At 36.0% G+C, this 15,277-nt stretch carries 24 protein-coding genes; 14 read left to right on the top strand and 10 right to left on the bottom strand.

Annotated elements, in window-relative coordinates:
• Positions 1-48: 48 nt before the first annotated feature.
• Positions 49-3,147 carry an ATP-binding protein gene (locus J5U23_RS00120; RefSeq protein ID WP_218265765.1) on the top strand — a complete coding sequence of 1,033 codons (3,099 nt, stop codon included), beginning with the start codon at positions 49-51 and terminating at the stop codon, positions 3,145-3,147.
• Here J5U23_RS00120 and J5U23_RS00115 read toward each other — a convergent pair.
• On the bottom strand, positions 3,139-3,624 hold the full coding sequence (locus J5U23_RS00115; RefSeq protein ID WP_218265764.1) for a hypothetical protein: 486 nt from the start codon (positions 3,622-3,624) through the stop codon (positions 3,139-3,141). The two genes, J5U23_RS00120 and J5U23_RS00115, sit on opposite strands and share 9 nt — an antisense overlap.
• A 1,130-nt stretch (positions 3,625-4,754) precedes the next feature.
• Here J5U23_RS00115 and J5U23_RS00110 point away from each other — a divergent pair.
• Entirely contained in the window at positions 4,755-5,030 is a 276-nt protein-coding gene (locus J5U23_RS00110) for a MarR family winged helix-turn-helix transcriptional regulator (RefSeq protein ID WP_218265763.1), read from the top strand.
• Positions 5,031-5,048: 18 nt separating this feature from the next.
• On the opposite strand, the gene J5U23_RS00105 is transcribed toward J5U23_RS00110, so the two are convergent.
• The 6 genes from J5U23_RS00105 to J5U23_RS00080 all read right to left on the bottom strand — a co-directional run bounded on the left by J5U23_RS00105 (position 5,049) and on the right by J5U23_RS00080 (position 8,650).
• A complete protein-coding gene (locus tag J5U23_RS00105; protein ID WP_218265762.1) occupies positions 5,049-5,840 on the bottom strand; it encodes a hypothetical protein in 792 nt (263 codons plus the stop codon).
• 533 nt (positions 5,841-6,373) lie between these two features.
• Positions 6,374-6,925 carry a helix-turn-helix domain-containing protein gene (locus tag J5U23_RS00100; protein ID WP_218265761.1) on the bottom strand — a complete coding sequence of 184 codons (552 nt, stop codon included), beginning with the start codon at positions 6,923-6,925 and terminating at the stop codon, positions 6,374-6,376.
• Positions 6,913-7,242, bottom strand: a complete 330-nt coding sequence (locus J5U23_RS00095) for a winged helix-turn-helix domain-containing protein (RefSeq protein ID WP_218265760.1) — start codon at positions 7,240-7,242, stop codon at positions 6,913-6,915. The genes J5U23_RS00100 and J5U23_RS00095 overlap by 13 nt, the downstream gene beginning before the upstream one ends.
• Positions 7,243-7,244: 2 nt before the next feature.
• Entirely contained in the window at positions 7,245-7,868 is a 624-nt protein-coding gene (locus tag J5U23_RS00090; protein ID WP_218265772.1) for a hypothetical protein, read from the bottom strand.
• A 121-nt stretch (positions 7,869-7,989) separates the two neighbouring features.
• Positions 7,990-8,262 (bottom strand): helix-turn-helix domain-containing protein, encoded by a 273-nt coding sequence (locus J5U23_RS00085; RefSeq protein ID WP_218265759.1) that lies wholly within the window; start codon positions 8,260-8,262, stop codon positions 7,990-7,992.
• A 91-nt stretch (positions 8,263-8,353) separates the two neighbouring features.
• Positions 8,354-8,650, bottom strand: coding sequence for a helix-turn-helix transcriptional regulator (locus J5U23_RS00080; protein ID WP_244988743.1), 297 nt, complete (start codon positions 8,648-8,650; stop codon positions 8,354-8,356).
• Between the two features lie 157 nt (positions 8,651-8,807).
• Between J5U23_RS00080 and J5U23_RS00075 the strand changes: the two genes are divergently transcribed.
• From J5U23_RS00075 to J5U23_RS00020, 12 genes are read left to right on the top strand one after another with little or no spacing between them, the layout of a single operon-like run.
• Positions 8,808-9,143 (top strand): hypothetical protein, encoded by a 336-nt coding sequence (locus tag J5U23_RS00075; RefSeq protein WP_218265757.1) that lies wholly within the window; start codon positions 8,808-8,810, stop codon positions 9,141-9,143.
• Positions 9,140-9,325, top strand: coding sequence for a hypothetical protein (locus J5U23_RS00070; protein ID WP_218265756.1), 186 nt, complete (start codon positions 9,140-9,142; stop codon positions 9,323-9,325). Before J5U23_RS00075 ends, J5U23_RS00070 begins: the two co-directional genes overlap by 4 nt.
• Positions 9,322-9,558 carry a hypothetical protein gene (locus tag J5U23_RS00065; protein WP_218265755.1) on the top strand — a complete coding sequence of 79 codons (237 nt, stop codon included), beginning with the start codon at positions 9,322-9,324 and terminating at the stop codon, positions 9,556-9,558. The genes J5U23_RS00070 and J5U23_RS00065 overlap by 4 nt, the downstream gene beginning before the upstream one ends.
• Complete coding sequence (locus tag J5U23_RS00060) at positions 9,555-9,764, top strand: protein D-63 (protein ID WP_218260357.1); 210 nt, start codon at positions 9,555-9,557, stop codon at positions 9,762-9,764. Before J5U23_RS00065 ends, J5U23_RS00060 begins: the two co-directional genes overlap by 4 nt.
• Positions 9,765-9,799: 35 nt before the next feature.
• Complete coding sequence (locus tag J5U23_RS00055) at positions 9,800-10,009, top strand: hypothetical protein (protein WP_218260356.1); 210 nt, start codon at positions 9,800-9,802, stop codon at positions 10,007-10,009.
• Entirely contained in the window at positions 10,006-10,167 is a 162-nt protein-coding gene (locus tag J5U23_RS00050; protein WP_218260355.1) for a hypothetical protein, read from the top strand. Before J5U23_RS00055 ends, J5U23_RS00050 begins: the two co-directional genes overlap by 4 nt.
• A complete protein-coding gene (locus J5U23_RS00045; RefSeq protein ID WP_218265754.1) occupies positions 10,164-10,490 on the top strand; it encodes a hypothetical protein in 327 nt (108 codons plus the stop codon). The genes J5U23_RS00050 and J5U23_RS00045 overlap by 4 nt, the downstream gene beginning before the upstream one ends.
• Positions 10,487-10,699 (top strand): ribbon-helix-helix protein, CopG family, encoded by a 213-nt coding sequence (locus tag J5U23_RS00040; protein WP_218265753.1) that lies wholly within the window; start codon positions 10,487-10,489, stop codon positions 10,697-10,699. Before J5U23_RS00045 ends, J5U23_RS00040 begins: the two co-directional genes overlap by 4 nt.
• Positions 10,696-10,938 carry a hypothetical protein gene (locus J5U23_RS00035; RefSeq protein ID WP_218265752.1) on the top strand — a complete coding sequence of 81 codons (243 nt, stop codon included), beginning with the start codon at positions 10,696-10,698 and terminating at the stop codon, positions 10,936-10,938. Before J5U23_RS00040 ends, J5U23_RS00035 begins: the two co-directional genes overlap by 4 nt.
• Complete coding sequence (locus tag J5U23_RS00030) at positions 10,938-11,225, top strand: hypothetical protein (RefSeq protein WP_218265751.1); 288 nt, start codon at positions 10,938-10,940, stop codon at positions 11,223-11,225. The genes J5U23_RS00035 and J5U23_RS00030 overlap by 1 nt, the downstream gene beginning before the upstream one ends.
• Positions 11,226-11,231: 6 nt before the next feature.
• The gene (zapB, locus tag J5U23_RS00025; protein WP_218265750.1) at positions 11,232-11,525 is read left to right on the top strand and encodes a cell division protein ZapB; all 294 of its coding nucleotides are present in this window, start codon (positions 11,232-11,234) and stop codon (positions 11,523-11,525) included.
• Entirely contained in the window at positions 11,522-11,836 is a 315-nt protein-coding gene (locus tag J5U23_RS00020; protein ID WP_244988742.1) for a hypothetical protein, read from the top strand. Before zapB ends, J5U23_RS00020 begins: the two co-directional genes overlap by 4 nt.
• A gap of 28 nt (positions 11,837-11,864) precedes the next feature.
• Here J5U23_RS00020 and J5U23_RS00015 read toward each other — a convergent pair whose 3' ends face one another.
• The 3 genes from J5U23_RS00015 to J5U23_RS00005 all read right to left on the bottom strand — a co-directional run bounded on the left by J5U23_RS00015 (position 11,865) and on the right by J5U23_RS00005 (position 15,139).
• On the bottom strand, positions 11,865-13,448 hold the full coding sequence (locus tag J5U23_RS00015) for an AAA family ATPase (protein ID WP_218265748.1): 1,584 nt from the start codon (positions 13,446-13,448) through the stop codon (positions 11,865-11,867).
• A 2-nt stretch (positions 13,449-13,450) separates the two neighbouring features.
• Positions 13,451-13,708 (bottom strand): hypothetical protein, encoded by a 258-nt coding sequence (locus J5U23_RS00010; RefSeq protein WP_218265747.1) that lies wholly within the window; start codon positions 13,706-13,708, stop codon positions 13,451-13,453.
• 174 nt (positions 13,709-13,882) lie between these two features.
• On the bottom strand, positions 13,883-15,139 hold the full coding sequence (locus tag J5U23_RS00005) for a tyrosine-type recombinase/integrase (protein WP_218265746.1): 1,257 nt from the start codon (positions 15,137-15,139) through the stop codon (positions 13,883-13,885).
• Positions 15,140-15,277: the final 138 nt, after the last annotated feature.

The following is a 15,277-nucleotide window of genomic DNA, read 5'->3' as shown; positions in this document are numbered from 1 at the left end:
ACTGGGGAGTTTAACGGTAATCATTTTTTAAATGCACTTTCTTTTAGTATGAAACTCTACGAGATATTCCCCGCTCTGGATATCGATTATACGAAGTTAAAGCTGCATGAAGTCTTAGGAAGGACAATCGAGACAATATATTGGTTTGATAAAGAGAAGGATAGGATTAGGATATTTCTAAGGACTTCTGGCGACATAAACATAATGAGGCAATTTTTTGCAGTTAAACCAGTCGAAGAGAAAGATATACCAGTCCCTCCTTATATTGTAGAAGTTACACTGAAAGAGAGACCTTTCCCTCACGAGAGAGACTTCTTCGCTCCGATATTATACCACGACCTCAGTAACTTTGTAATGGAGCTCCCACCTAACTATCAGCTCCGGGTCTGGCTTAATCTAGATAATATGGTAAAATGGATACTTAGGCAAAAGGTAGAGAAAAACGGGAATTCGACTACCATAGACCAGCAAATTAAGAGCCTTATAAAAAATCCAGTATATCTCGTTAAGATATATATCCTCGGTGATGATAAAGGAACATTAAAAGAGTCAGTAACACTGCTGCATGATTATATCAGCACCCATTCTGGTGCATTAGGTTACAGACTATCCAAAACCAAAGGGTTATTCTCTAGATGGGAAGATAAAATTCCTAAACTCGGCTGGAGTGACGTTACATCTGAGCTTAGAATATGGCTCTGGTCTACCGATGATGATTATAATAAACTCATAGCAATTCCTAAGACAGGAAAGGTCAGGTTAGCAGTTACTACTGCTTTGCCGTATTCCAAGTTAGAGAGAAAAGACTTCTATATCGGAGACGATGTTATCTATGATGAGAAAGTATATCTAGATTGGGTCGATTTCCAGAGACATGCATTAATCTTAGGAGCGACAGGGTCTGGAAAAAGTAACACGCTAGAAATTTTAGCACAGGAATTAATGAAGTATGGGCTAGTAGTATTCGTAGACCCAAACTCACAATCTGCGAGAAAACTTAGCCAAATAGCAGACTTCTACTTTACGATAGGCAGTCCTAACAGGGATCCTAATTTCGGAATTAATCCGCTTACACTGCCTAAATTCTTTACAAGACGAGATGATGCAGTAGATTATACTGTAGGGAAAGCAGTACAATTATTCAAAAAGATGCTCAATCTAGAGGAATCTGCGGTTTACGTATTGTTCATAATAAAAGTAGTGTTGAGGGCTTTGCTTAAGAAATATGACGAGATCACCTTTAACGACTTTTACGAAACAATCCTAGCCCTAAAAAATGAGGAACTAGACCCAGCGGAATTCCTAACGGAGGACGATAAGAAGACAATGAGTGAATTACAGTTTATTCAGAAGTTACAGGATCAATCTTTTGCATCAGTATTAGCAAGGTTAGAGGATTTCGTATCTAACAGAAAATTCAGGATAATTACGTCACAAAACACCATAGACTGGGATAAACTAATTGAGGCTACTGGAGGTAAGGGGCTTATATCATTCGATGTAGGAAAAGGAGAAAACGAGGATCTATCGGTAATAGCTCAGGGTTTAATCGCTATATCATTATTTAATTATGTATTCATGAGGGATGCGTTAAAGAAGGAAAAGAAACCGATATTTTTGATTATAGATGAGGCTCATAATATCGCCCATTTTGATTTTATTGTGACAATCTTAAAGGAGGCTAGGAAATATGCACTTCATCTAGTCATGGCTACTCAATCTATGGCTGGACTAAAGAAAGCAGCAGGACCCGAAGGATCAACTGAAATCAATAATAACACTAACGTAAAGCTGATAATGACAGTTAAGGCTGACGACGAGAGAAAGGCTATCGTTGAATCGATAGGTGGGCAATTTAAGAACATTATAGATAATATGCTAGGACAACTCCCAATAGGGCAGGGTTTCTTAATAGTCACTGCGAGATCTGGAGAATTAGTTATACCTAAACTAATACAAGTCAGGCTTTCCACTTTAGACGAGAAAAACGAAAAAGAGCCTACTAAGGGCTTTGAGCCTCACACTAGCAATCTCGTAAAGGCTGGTCACCCAATACGCCGCTTCTTTGTCAGCGATTACTATACTCCTTTGCAGCAGAGGATATTCTATCTCTTAGAAACGAACGACGGAATGATAACATTTCCAGAATTACTTAAGGAATTAGGAATAGATAGAGACAGATTAAACTTAGAGCTTTCAAAAATGCAGGGGATAGAGATTGAGGATGGAAAACCTAAGAGAATTAGGTTAGAGGACGATACATGGATGTATAGAGGGTTAGATAATGTAGCCCCATCCGATGAGGGGATAAAGATAGCTAAGGAAGTATTAATGTATTACGTCTCTCAAGGATATTATGTTATTCCAGGGAGACAGAATCCAGAATTGCCCCTAAGACCAGACATGATTGCTGTTAAACTGCAAAATTCAAAACTAATTTATGACAACAACATCGCTATAGAAATCGAAAGTCCTAACGAGCTATCTACACACTCAGAGCAAGTCGCTAAGAACATGCGAAAGTACTTAGATCCTTCAATGAAAGACTTCAAAGAAGTACATATATGGACCTCTGAAGAGAAGTTCAGTAAGTTACAACAAATTTACGAGAGCTTTATAAAAGATGAGAGCATTCCTCAGGAGTACAAAGCAAAAGTAAAGATATTCTCAGTAAAGTTGAAACAGAAAGTAGAACAAAAAGCGGAAAAAGTACAGAAAACTCAGACGTTAACTGGGGAGTTTACCGAAGCTAAAGCAGTCCAAGTAACTGAAAGTAAAACTGCAGCTACTGATACTGTAACAGTTACTAGCAGCACTGCAAATAACAATAATAGTAATGGGAAAGCGCCAGAAGGATCCAGAGAGGCGTTAACTGGGGAGTTAACTCAGAACTCCGAAAGTAAAGCAGAGAATAAGCAGCAAACTATAACTCAGCAGGCTTTAGAAGAGCTCCAATTAGACGGCCTAATTATAACAAAATATGAAAACCGAATAACCGTAAAGGTTGGTCAAAACGAGTACAGCATCTCTGAACTGGACTATCGGTGGCTAAAGGTAAACAAGGAGAAGATTATAGGGCTAAAAATAGAGGGAAACAAACTGATCGCAGTAACAGACAAGGTGAAAAGGGAGATCCCCTTAAGATAGCCCGTGCTTCTTTAAGTATTCTTGTATCTCCGGCATCTGTAAATGCTCCTTTAAGATATACTCCTTTTTCCTGCTAAATTTTACACATTTGTCCCCCTCCCACTCCTTGCAGTACTTTATCCTCACCAGTCTGCCCTTCTTTAATAACCTAGTTATTGCAAAGGATATAGCAGCTGGGCTATGCTTGCTTACCTTATCGTATTCTATCATCCTGTCGTCATAGCTGAAGACATATTCAATTAAGTCTTTACGTCGGATAGGCCGCTTATTTTCCTTCACATACTGGTCTATAATCTTAGGTATCAGCTTTTCAATATATACATGAATTGGATCAGTAGGTAAAGGCTCGTCAGTAGTATCCCTTAATATTATTTCATTTATTCTGCTATTCTTCTGCTTTTTCTCTTTCTTCATCGGCTTATTTTCATTCAAAGTAGTATTCTCAACTATATTTTGAGATGTTTCCGTTTTTATCACCCTATAATAATATCTAGCGATACTTTATAATATATTTAAATGCAGTAAGAATACGCTATAAATATAATAAGATACGCTAAGGATAAGTTTGGATACGGCTTTCATCTCTATACCCCCTCTCTTTTATTTTTCTCTCTTTTCTGTAGCAAATTCCTATACCCCCATTTCGGGCTTCCGCCCGCCCCCTTTTTGCTTACTATTATAACTCTAACTCTTTCTTTGCTACTACTCTCTTTCTTTTGTCTAACTCTTGCTATTTTTACTTAAAACTCTCAGGGTCCTATTTCACAATTCATAATAAGCAGCTTACCAAACTAACCCTTCCTTTCCCTTATTTACAAATATCCTATTCTCTACATAAATAATTCTACACATTGCTTAACTATTTACAACTGCGCTATTCCTCAACCCTTCTCTATCCTTAGTCCTTACTCCTAATTCTCCTCTTTAAGAATTTAACATTTTTAGTATAAGGGCTACCGCCCTTAACCCAACTAAAAAACTCCTAACACAAAAAAGGACCGCTTATCCAACTTGCTCTAACTTTTACCTTATGGTCTACAGACTAAATACACCTAACTAACTTCTAACCTTTAGCACCTTAACTTAACCTAAACCAACCTATTCTCTAAACCTCTGACTTGTCTGACTTCTGAGCCCCCGCCCCCAATCAGTTCTTTAGAAAAAATAATGAAGGATATAAAAATGAAAGATGTGGAAATGAAAATTTCTTTAGTTATACAAAAAAATTAATTTAAAAATATTGTAAAGGAATATTACCATAATATATAAATATATGACACGTAAAAGAATCTGAACAAAAATATTTAAATATCTCTAAATCAAGAACTATAATGAGGGACGGGTCATGATGAGGGTTCCAGCGCTGAAGCATGATGAACGGCTAACACGCTGACCCGTCCCTCATTTTTATCTTTCTTTAAAACTAAATAAGCTTTTCTTCGTCTTGAATTTTGAAAAATTGGAGAATTAGTAACGTTGGATCCTAACGTAAAAGTAACGATGTGAGAAAAATTCAATAAACTGGGGAGTTTACTGAAGAAAAATTCAAAGCACAAAACCGACAACAAGCCCACATGTTTTTAAATATAAAGTTCAAACTTTAAACTATGAAAAGTGAATTTCTGACTGCACATGCAAAGGTCCTATTAGCTATATATAATAATCAAGGGTGCACTGTAAAGGAGGCGTTGGAAAAGTCGTCTCTAGCTCCTAATACTTTTTATAAAACTAAAGAACAGCTCTTAGAAGATCTTCTTATTGAAGAGAAAGAGGAACAAAAGAACAGAACTAGGATAAAGAAACTTTACCTGACTGAAAAGGGACTAATAATAACTAAAGCCTTGCAATGTGTTATAGATGCTCTAAATAAAATGAAAACTTAGGCCCAGGGTAGTTATCTGTTATACCCTTCTGTAACAATCAGGCTTAGACTCATATATAATACCATACTTTTCCATGTCCCTTAACAGCTTCCTTACTTCCAGTTCTTGTAGCTTTTCTTCCATAGCCCTTTTAATGATATCATTAAGTTTTGCACAACCTTTAGCCTTCTCTAGTTCCTCAATTATCTTAAGGCATTTCATCATCGCCTCTCTTTTCTTATTATCTTTATTAGAACCAAGAATTACTTCATTGAAAGCTTTCTCATTCTCTTCCTGTTCCAACATTTTTGAAACCAAACTGAATATTTCATCAAATTTCGTCACAAGCCCCTCATATAACTGCACTGGGAGCCTAAACATAGTACTTTCAAATTCGGTCTTTTTCTTCCCACTGCGGCATATCTCTTCCGTCAAACCCTTCTCATAAATTTCTATGAATGGGACGTAACCCTCTGGTATATTATACCTTACAATACGCTCAGTGTATTCTTTATCCTTTACCTCCCTTAAGACCACAATATTTAACCTTACATTTTTATCAATGTGAGAGTCAACCCTGTCTTCTAGTTCACGTATAAAACGTTCAACATCCCTACTGTTATAATACTCTGCAACAATGTCTCCTAATAACTCTAAGAATTCTTCCATCCTAACTAATACTACACTTTCCCTATACTCTTCCAATAAACGGTAAATGTGTAAATGGTCAGTTTGATCTGGTATATTATATATTTTCTTTCGTGTGTACTCCCTTACAATAACCTCCTCAGGGATAAAGCCCTTAATTAAGTTCACGACATTTGTTATCAATTCGTTTTCACTAATACTTCCACCTAAATTATCACTTGGTCTACAAAAAATAAAAAATATTTCAACAAATAACTCCCCAGTTTACCGCAAAAAATTCAACTAGCATGTATAACTACTACTAAGGGTTTGTGGAGAAAAAGTAGGGAAGTGAAAAGTCCAGTCCAGGGTAGTTTCTGGTGTAAAAGCCCCTCCCTTCCTCTTCATAAAATTTTTCTAAAATAAAAGCAAAAAATTCAATTAGCTTAAACTATTGCTATATGTTAGCTTAAGTAAAAAGACGTAAAAGTGAAAGTAAAAAGTGTGTTAGGTTTTGTAAGTTTTGTGTGTGAAAAAGTTTCAGTAGTAGTTATATATACTATATCTCTTTATAAAGAAGTTTGAATTTTTACTCAGTAAACTGGGGAGTTAACTGAAATAATTTTACAAAGTTTCATAAGGATTTTTTGAAAATAAACTCCCCAGTTAACGTATGTTTGAATATTTATTACAAAAATGAAAAATACGTTTCATAGAATTAACTAATAGTTGAGTTTTCACGCAAGAAGGGTTTTAGTTATTGCGAGTTTTCTAGGCCTATCTGAGCTAGGCCAAAGTGCTACCAGTCCAGCCTGATAGAGAGATAATATAGCACTTACAACGTCAGTAGGGTCAAGTCCTTTTACCCTGGCAATTGTTTGCACCACAGGTTCCACTTTTCCTTCATACCACTTCTTCCCAGTTTCCTTATAATAATTAATAAGGAACTCCAGTACTGCTCTCTCCTCATCTGTTAGTTCCCTGCCCATAGTCTTCTTCATCACTTTCTCAGCCTTCTTTAGGACCTTCTCGGCCTTTGTAGATATCTTTAGGCCTTTCTTTACTGCATCTACTACCCTGTCCTTTAACTTGTAAATGTTCTTCCTAACTCCTACTTTCCTAATATCTATGAGAGAGGCCCAGCGTTTCAACCTGGGGTAAACTTCCCTGGAGTCCTCTATTCCTGTATATGCTGCTATTTCTGCAGCAGTGTGGAACCTAAGGTCCGCTAACAGCTCAAAAATGCCCAAAGTCTTTTCTGACCTAAATAGCGGTGTTATTGTCTCCATAGTCTCACCCTGAGCCAGACCAATGCGTATATTTCGTCGTTTGTGAGCTTCCGTCCTAATTCGCTCTCCAGTTTCGAAATAACGTCGGATAGGTTGTATCTCCTTACATATTCCTTAAACTGATAATACTTATCGGTAAGTCTGTATATCCTCAGGTTACCTATTCCTTCGGCCTTTACAAACCCCCATTTTATTAACCTCTTAACACGCGGGTAGACTTCTTTGGATTGAATGTTAAGAGCTGAAGCTATTTCTCCAGCAGACTTAGGACCGAACTCCAGAAGCTTCACGATTCTTACAGTGTTACTCTCCTTCATAGCTAACCCCCCAGTTTGCTAAATTCGTAAAGTGTTGTTTGCCTACCCTGGGACTTACTTACAGTTCTCAGTAACTCCTCTAGGTTCTTTTTCAATATCCTAGAATCCTTCCTATCTTCATTTCTACCGAATAGAAAACCAGTAACGTCTAACCCATTAAAGTTATACAGTATAGTTTCTTTCAATTCCTTCCTAGTGCTTACACCCAAGTACCATTTTTCTCCCTTAGCAGCTTTTAAGAAGTCAATAAGCTCATAATTCCTATATTTCTTATCAGAAGCGTAACCGAAGAAGATGTTAAACCCATGGTCTTGTAGCTCTTCTCCTATTTCGATATCGCTTAGAGAATGTACTGGAACTACGAATACTATGTTTTGTAATAGGTCCAGGTCAACTATCTTTGCTGCAGCTTTGTAGGGTATATAATCTGGCCATAGTGCTACTTTAATATAATTACGTAATTTCACCAACTTCTTTAAGTAGAGAATATAACCGGTTTTGCTGCTTAGTAACAGCTTCTTGTCGTCAAAGAAGAGCGGGTAGGGGTACAGAACCTTACCTATATATTCATTACAATACTTTATGACAAAATTTGCAAGAGGGCTTTTACCGATACCTATCATCAGTATCACCTGGGCCTTTCATCACGGTAAACTCCCCAGTTTACCGCTCTCTTTGTTAAGAATTCTAGTTGAAGAAGAATGAAGAAGAGAACTATAATGATAAAAATAATGAAAAAGAAGGACCTCATTTTTCCTCAACTATTGTTTCAATCCTAGTTTCTAACGTAATTAGTCTCTCAGCGATTTCCTTACCTTTTTTTGTCAATTTTATATACACTTTATTTTTGTCCTTAGTTACCTCAATGTATCCTTTCTCCTTTAGTCTCTCCTTCCACGACTGTATTGTCCCTGGAGAGAATTTTGTGATATTTATAAGTTCACTTTCGAATGCTATACCTCCTTTTTTATACAGTATGATCAATAGTATTCCTCCTTTGTTCAGGAATGTTGATTCCATACTCTTTTCAATAAGTGTTAAGAGTTTACATACTTTAAAAGTTTTCTCTTTTCATTTTTCGTTAAGAGTCGAGAGATTCTTATTAAAAACACTAAGTAACTTCAACAACGCCTATTTCATTCATTAATTTGTTAAGTTCTTCAACAACTTTCTTGCCTTTTTCTGTAATTTTAAATATCTTTTTTTTACTTCCTACCTCTGTTTTTGTCTCTATTATCTGAATTAATCCCTTTTCTGCTAATAATTTTGTATGCTTAAGCACGGTTCCAGAGCTCATTCTAGTATTATATATTAAGTCGTATTGAGCGATACCATTATCTCCGTATTTAGCTATTATTAATAAGAGCTTTAACGGTGTGCTTAGAAACTCCTCTAAGTCACTATTCATTCTACTCTCCACATTTTACGTATAGTGCAGAATGCAAATAAATATTTTCACTCTCCACTCTCTAAAATATTTAGGTCTCTTTTCACTTTACGAAAAATGATTAAAGAAAACTTTAAATATTAGTTTACTCTTTTCACTTATTGAAAAGTGAATAAAAATGTCCATGACCCAAACTCAAATCCGTGTTAACTCCCCAGTTAACGGGGATATAAGTGAAGAAGATCTTCTTTTTTTAATTTCTATTCTAGATAGAGAAGATAAAGTAGAGTTTGTAAAGGCATTTGAAGCTGATTTCTGGAGCTTAGTGGAAGAAAAGAAGTTAACAAAAGCGGCTGTATACAAATTCCTAAAAGGCGAAGCCCCAGCAGATGAGAGAATTCTGCAAGTAGTAGCGGTAGATGAGGAAGCAAAACACTGGATAATTGAAAGAGTGAAAGAGAAGGCACAGAAGGCACTACAAATCATAAGCAAAATAGAGGGGAATGAAGAATGAGTAATGAACTATTAGGATATGCTAAAACAATCGTTCAACTATTAAAGACTGCTGAAGAATTAGAGATCAAAGATGACGAAAGGGCTGCAGAGGTCTACAAGATAGCCCAGGACTACGTAAAACAACTACTGGGAAAGCTCAACGAAATAGTAGGAAACGATAAGGAGAGTGAAAAAGAATGAAGACAATAGGCCCTTCTTATACTGAGTTAGGCGAATTGATCCTACCCTTACTAAAACAGATCGATAGTATTATAGAGAAAGGCGAAAGTAGTAGCGAACTTTTAGAATTAGTAATTACAGCTAGGGAGCAAATAGGAGAACTAAAATTCAACATAGATAGACTTGCAGAGTACCTGGAAGAAGAGAGAAAGAAGAGGATACAGAAGTTAATAGAGGAGGATGAGGAAGAATGACTGAACAAGCAACAGAACTACACGAATTATTCACAGAACTCGATGAAAACATCAGAGAACTACTATCGCTAGTAAAAACACTGAAGATCGACTTTACTATACACGCAGATGATGAGGCAATAAGCAGACTGGAGAAGTCACTATTCCTAGCTCAAAAAATAGAATCACACCTATATTCTCTAAAAAGAGAGGTAGACGAACAATGAGAATAACTATACCATCACAATATATTGAAAACAACGTGGAATGCGAATGCGAACACGATGAGTGGCATGAATGCAGAGTACATGCAGACGATTTAGAATACGAATTTGAGCCGTCAGAAGCTGAGGTAAGTTATGAAGACATAATCGATATAATCGAGGACAATTTAGACGAGGTCATCCGCTATTTGAGTAAGTATCATCGGATCGAATTAAAAGAAACATTACAAGGTAAGGTGAGAAAATGATCTTCAAAAAGAAAAACGAAGGTCCTAAGCTTTCAGAGAGGGTCCAATTACTTATGCAGCGTTTCGAAGAATCAATAAGAGCAAACGACAACGCAAGAACGTACTTCTACTATCAAGAGATAATGGAACTAATTAAAGCAGCGTGTGATGAAGAATGAAGAGGGCTTTAAGGCTAACACACTTCGATAAAAACAAAAAAGTGAAAGTTCTAGAGCTTGGGTTTGACGATGCTGCAATAAACGACAAGGGCTATTCTGAGGAAGGTAGTTTGCTCATCTCAATTCAATCGGAAAATAGTAAAGCATTCTTCCAGCTTTCCGCCGCAGAAGCATCATTACTGAAAGACAGATTGGACTTCGTCATAGCACTTCTTTCAAAACAATACATCGACACAGAAGAAAGGGCTGCAAAGAACAGATCAAAACAGAGTAAAGAGAAGATGGATGAAATTGATGAAGAAATTGAAGGGGAGGAAGAATGACATTGAGAGTTATTACTTTCAAAGTTGAGGAAGAACTTTTGGTAAAACTTGATCTATACTGCATTAACAATAGAAAAATAAGAAGTGAGGTCATTAGGGAAGCGATAAAGTTCTACTTATTATGCAATACTAAAAGAGGAAAAGCTTACAAGTTAAATTCCATAGAAGAGAATTATAAAAATTCTATTACGAGGGTGCAAGAACTATGAGTGATGTTCCGGACTGGGTAGAGAGCATAATTAAAGAGACTACATGCGAATATTGCGGTGCTGAAATAGTTTACGCAAGGACTAGAAAAGGAGTAGGAGTATTTGATAAGGATTCTTGGAGGCCTCATAGATTGAGTTGTCCTTACGCTGACAGATGGACCAGGTATTCGGAATCAAAGAAAAAAGAAGCAAGACAGATGACATTGGAAGATTTAGGGATTTTGAAGAGGGATGAGTAATGGAGCTGGAAGAAGCACAGAAAATATACGAAGTATTGAAAGAAGAAGGAGTGAAATACGGGCAGATGATCACTGGAAACTATAAAGTAGTCGTGGATGCGCTAGACGCCGCCTATATGAAGGAAATTTATATCTACTTACAGAACCACATCGTCTATGTAAACTGGAAGAAACTAAGGATTGAAACTAGAGCTTCAGAAGTAAAGTTATCATTAGAACTAAAGAAAAAGATACGGCTGTATATCTATCCGCTCGACAGTGAAAAGATTAGAATAGTACTTAGGTGAAGAAAGATGACAATCAACGAAATTATTGAAGAGAATGAGGAATTGCAGCTTAGATACAGTAAAGCTATAGATACTATAACAAAGCTGCAGAATAAGATAGCAAAACTTCAGAAAGAGAACGAAAGATTAAGAGAAGAGAACATTTCATTAAAAGATGAAAACAAAAAGCTTCAGAAACAAAATAATATCTTAATGAGAGCCATAGAAATCGCTATTCAGATAAGAGACTATAATGCCCAGAAGGGATTTCTGAAAAAAGTGTTAGAAAAATTACGTGAAACCGGGGAGTTAACAAGGTGATTAAGTTGGAAGTTAATCAGCTGCTTATCCCAGGACTTGCAATCCACAAATATGAAACAAAAGGAGGAATCTACGCCCTTATCATCCCCAAATCATTTACTCCTTACATTGAGAGGTCCAGAGTATGGGAGGTGATACTGATTATTGACGGTAAGCAGATAAACATAGGTGTAAGAAACGTCTACAAGACGGGAAGGGATATCTATATGTTGAGCCTACCTAAGAAGAACATGGAAAGCTTATGGAGAAGGTTAATGGAAGAAAAGAAGAAAGTAGATATAATTGTTAAGTTACCTGAAGTTTTAACCTAAGCTCTTCTGAGTGAACAAACTTAGAAAATTAAATTAATGATAAAAAGTAATGAGTAGGTATTGCAACACCTATTTGACCATTTGGAAGATTATAAACTCGTATTTCGTCTAAGTCATATACTACGGAAATCGGGTAGTAATTTTTGAGACCGCTTTTGTCCTTTTCCTTTATTTTCTGGATTATATTTGCTGTCCTTTCAAGGTCTTTTTGGACTTCATTTTCTGACCTTTCCACTTGTAAAAATATTTTATTACCATGCAGTTCGAAGATACAGTCTATATCAGTTTCACCATCATTGTAAAACTCTAATTGAATACTTCTCCCCAGTCTAATCAAGTGAGAGCATACCGTATGTTCCAGTAAAAAACCTACTATCGTTGTAGAATAGCCCAGCTCCTTCGTATATCTGCTGAAATCTATGTCATTGTAATATAATGCCCAGAAGAGTGCCGGATCTATCAAAAATAGTTTCTTAAGGTTAGTATTAGATTTAGTATCTTCGTCTACAATTAACGGGTCTGCTTTAACGAGTATATGTGCGTCCTCAAAAAAGCTTATTAGCTTTGAAATCAGATTCGGGTCGGATTTCTTATTTGTAGTATTAAGTAGCCTTTTTAATTCGTTCTCTAGTTTAGTAATATCAATTAACGCAGATATTTTAGCTGTATTTTTGTATGCTAGTAAGAACTTCTTGGTTTCTACATCCTTTAAGCTTAATAATATAGCATCTTTATGTATGCTATCCAAAATATTAGTTGCGATACCATAAACATCATTATGGGGATTATTTATAGAGAGCCGAGCTTGTAATAGTTGCGGAAATCCTCCTCTGAGTAAAAAATCATCTAAAACAGCTCTCATATACTTTGATAATGATATTTTTTGTTGTTTTTGTGTTATTATGTTGATTCCTTTGAGAATTCTGTTTACATACTCTATTTCACTTCTTTCTGCTCTAGCTATTTTGATTAAGATTTCAAGTCGTTCTTGTTTCTTTAAAGGTATAATAGACTTAAAATAAGGAGACTTGTATAGTTTTCGTGGAAGTAACTCAGAAAACTTCTTAGGTAGAATTGTTAATGGATTAGATAATTTGTGTTCTCCACTTTTACAGTGTTCACTTCTTCCCGCTATGTCACTATATTTATTGGAAATTAGGATTCCTGCACTGCCTGTAATTATTATGAATATTTTCAGATTATTTTTCTCTAAATAATCCCATAACTCTTTAACAGCGCGGGACCAGTCCTGTTCCAAAGAAGTTATCTCATCCAGCATAAAGATATTTCTTCCAGTTATCTCATGGAGAGATACTACAAGGTCCTTAAGAGAATGGGTACTGATATACTTTCTGATATAGGAATCTTCTATATTAACATAACAAGCATACTTCTTAAACTCGTCATTCAGTTTAGATAGTATGGTAGTTTTACCTACTCTCCTTGGACCAGTTAATATTAGCAGATCCTTATTGCATTCTCCTTTTTGAAAACTTTCGATTGCTCTTTTAATCATATTAAACCAGCGGTCATGATAGAAAACTGAAACAATCTGACCCGTGTTTTTACATTCGTTCATAATCTTGTTAAACAACTTGTCTTCTTCAGGCATTTCTATCTCCACAGCCCACGCTTTCTAAGAACGCCTTCAATCAGTTCCTGTCTTTTGCTGATCCTTTCTAGTTCAGCTGTAACGAAATTTAACTGCTTTTCAATAGCATAAAGTTTGTCTTCCCTTTCTTTTTCTTTAGTGAAATATTCTATAACAATTCTCTTTGCAGCCTTTGAAGGATTTCCCATACTCTCAAGTTTTTTATAAGTTTCCTCATCGACCCTAAACGCAATAAGCTTACCTGGTATTGTTATCACCATGTTATCATATAGTTAACAAGAATATATATTTTGATTCTTCATTTCGAGAATGCTAAAACCCCTAACGTTAACAATACGTTATCAAAGTGTTATCAGATGATAACTTTTGTTAATGTATTGTTAACATATGTATTCTTTATTTTAAATTACGCTTAAGATATAGAATATTTACCCTTAAGATTGATCCAGAAGTCTTGGAGCTTTCTCTTCATACATTTTCTTCAGTTCTATATCTGAAATAACGAAATAATGCTGCTGCAGTATTTTAAACTGTCCCGGGGCTATTCTTCCCTGCAATACATTAATTATGAAAGGAGAAACTCCGGATTTAGCCATGTAAGATGCGAAAAATGAGCGTAAGTCGTATAACCTGAACTCTTTCCCCGCTTTTCTCATTCCTTCTTTAATTTCTTCTCTTAAATCGGCTAGCTGGAACGGGAAGAACTTCATCTTCCACCTCTCTACATCTCCTCCAATTTGCCGTACTGCTCTTTCATATTCATTAATGAAGTCTTCTCTGAAAGGCAAATAGTTCTTCCTAATCCAGTCTGTAGTTTCCTTATGTAGAAATGAAATGTAAGCCCTCTTTGTCGCACTATTTTTCATTAATTTAATTATTCCATTCTCTAGATCTACTTGTTCTACAGAAAGAGAATAGACTTCCCCTACTCTTAATCCAGTCTCTGCAAGGATAAGAAAGAATGTCTTTGCACCTAAATGACCTATCAACTGAAATATATTCTTTAATATCTCTAAGGAAAGAGGAGGAGGGGAGTATTTGTAATCCACCTTTGGTACTCTGAATGAATTATAAAGTATCTGTCCCAAAATGGGATTTCTACTTGCTACTACTTCTTTGATAAAGAGTTTAAGCGTGTTAGCCCTATGCCTCGCTACGTTGGGTCCTTCTTCTGTCATTAATTCTAATATGTATTCTTTCAAGGACTCAGGTGAGAGTGAAAAGCCTAAATCCCTCATGGCGTATTTTATATGTCTAAGTCTTTCGTCTCTAGTTGCTTTGCTCTTTTGCTCTAATATTTTCTCAAATAGTTTTAGGTCCTCTTCAGTGACTACGTAACTGTTTGTATTCTGTCTAACATAATCTCCTAAGAACCTATTTAACATCATAAAAAGCAACGAACGGAATTGGGGATCCTCTACTGCAGTGTTTATTACTTTTAACAAGTCGTTTATGTCCGCTTTCTCTATCTTCTTACCGTATACTATTCTCGCAATCTCATCTGGTGCCAAAAATTGCAGCACTTTCTCTATTACTTCTTTAGGTATTTCCCTTAACCCTTTCTTATACCTCCAGCCCGTAGCTTTAGAAATCCCTAACTGCTCATAAGTTATCCATTTTTCTTCAGTTACATATGTAAATAGTCGAATTTTCTGCTCATTTGTGAGTTTATCTAAATCTAAAATTGCCATATCATTAGTTTCCAGTCTGGGTTTAAGATGGTTTCCATTTTTTCCTAGATGGTTTCCGACCTAACCCACCTCTCTTTCAATTTAATTAAAAATTAGTGCCGCGGCCGGGATTTGAACCCGGGTCACGGGCTCGAAAGG

This window comes from Saccharolobus shibatae B12 (assembly GCF_019175345.1).
Lineage (GTDB): Archaea > Thermoproteota > Thermoprotei_A > Sulfolobales > Sulfolobaceae > Saccharolobus > Saccharolobus shibatae.
Note: the sequence above shows the minus strand (reverse complement) of the source record. Positions and strands in the feature narration are given on the sequence as shown.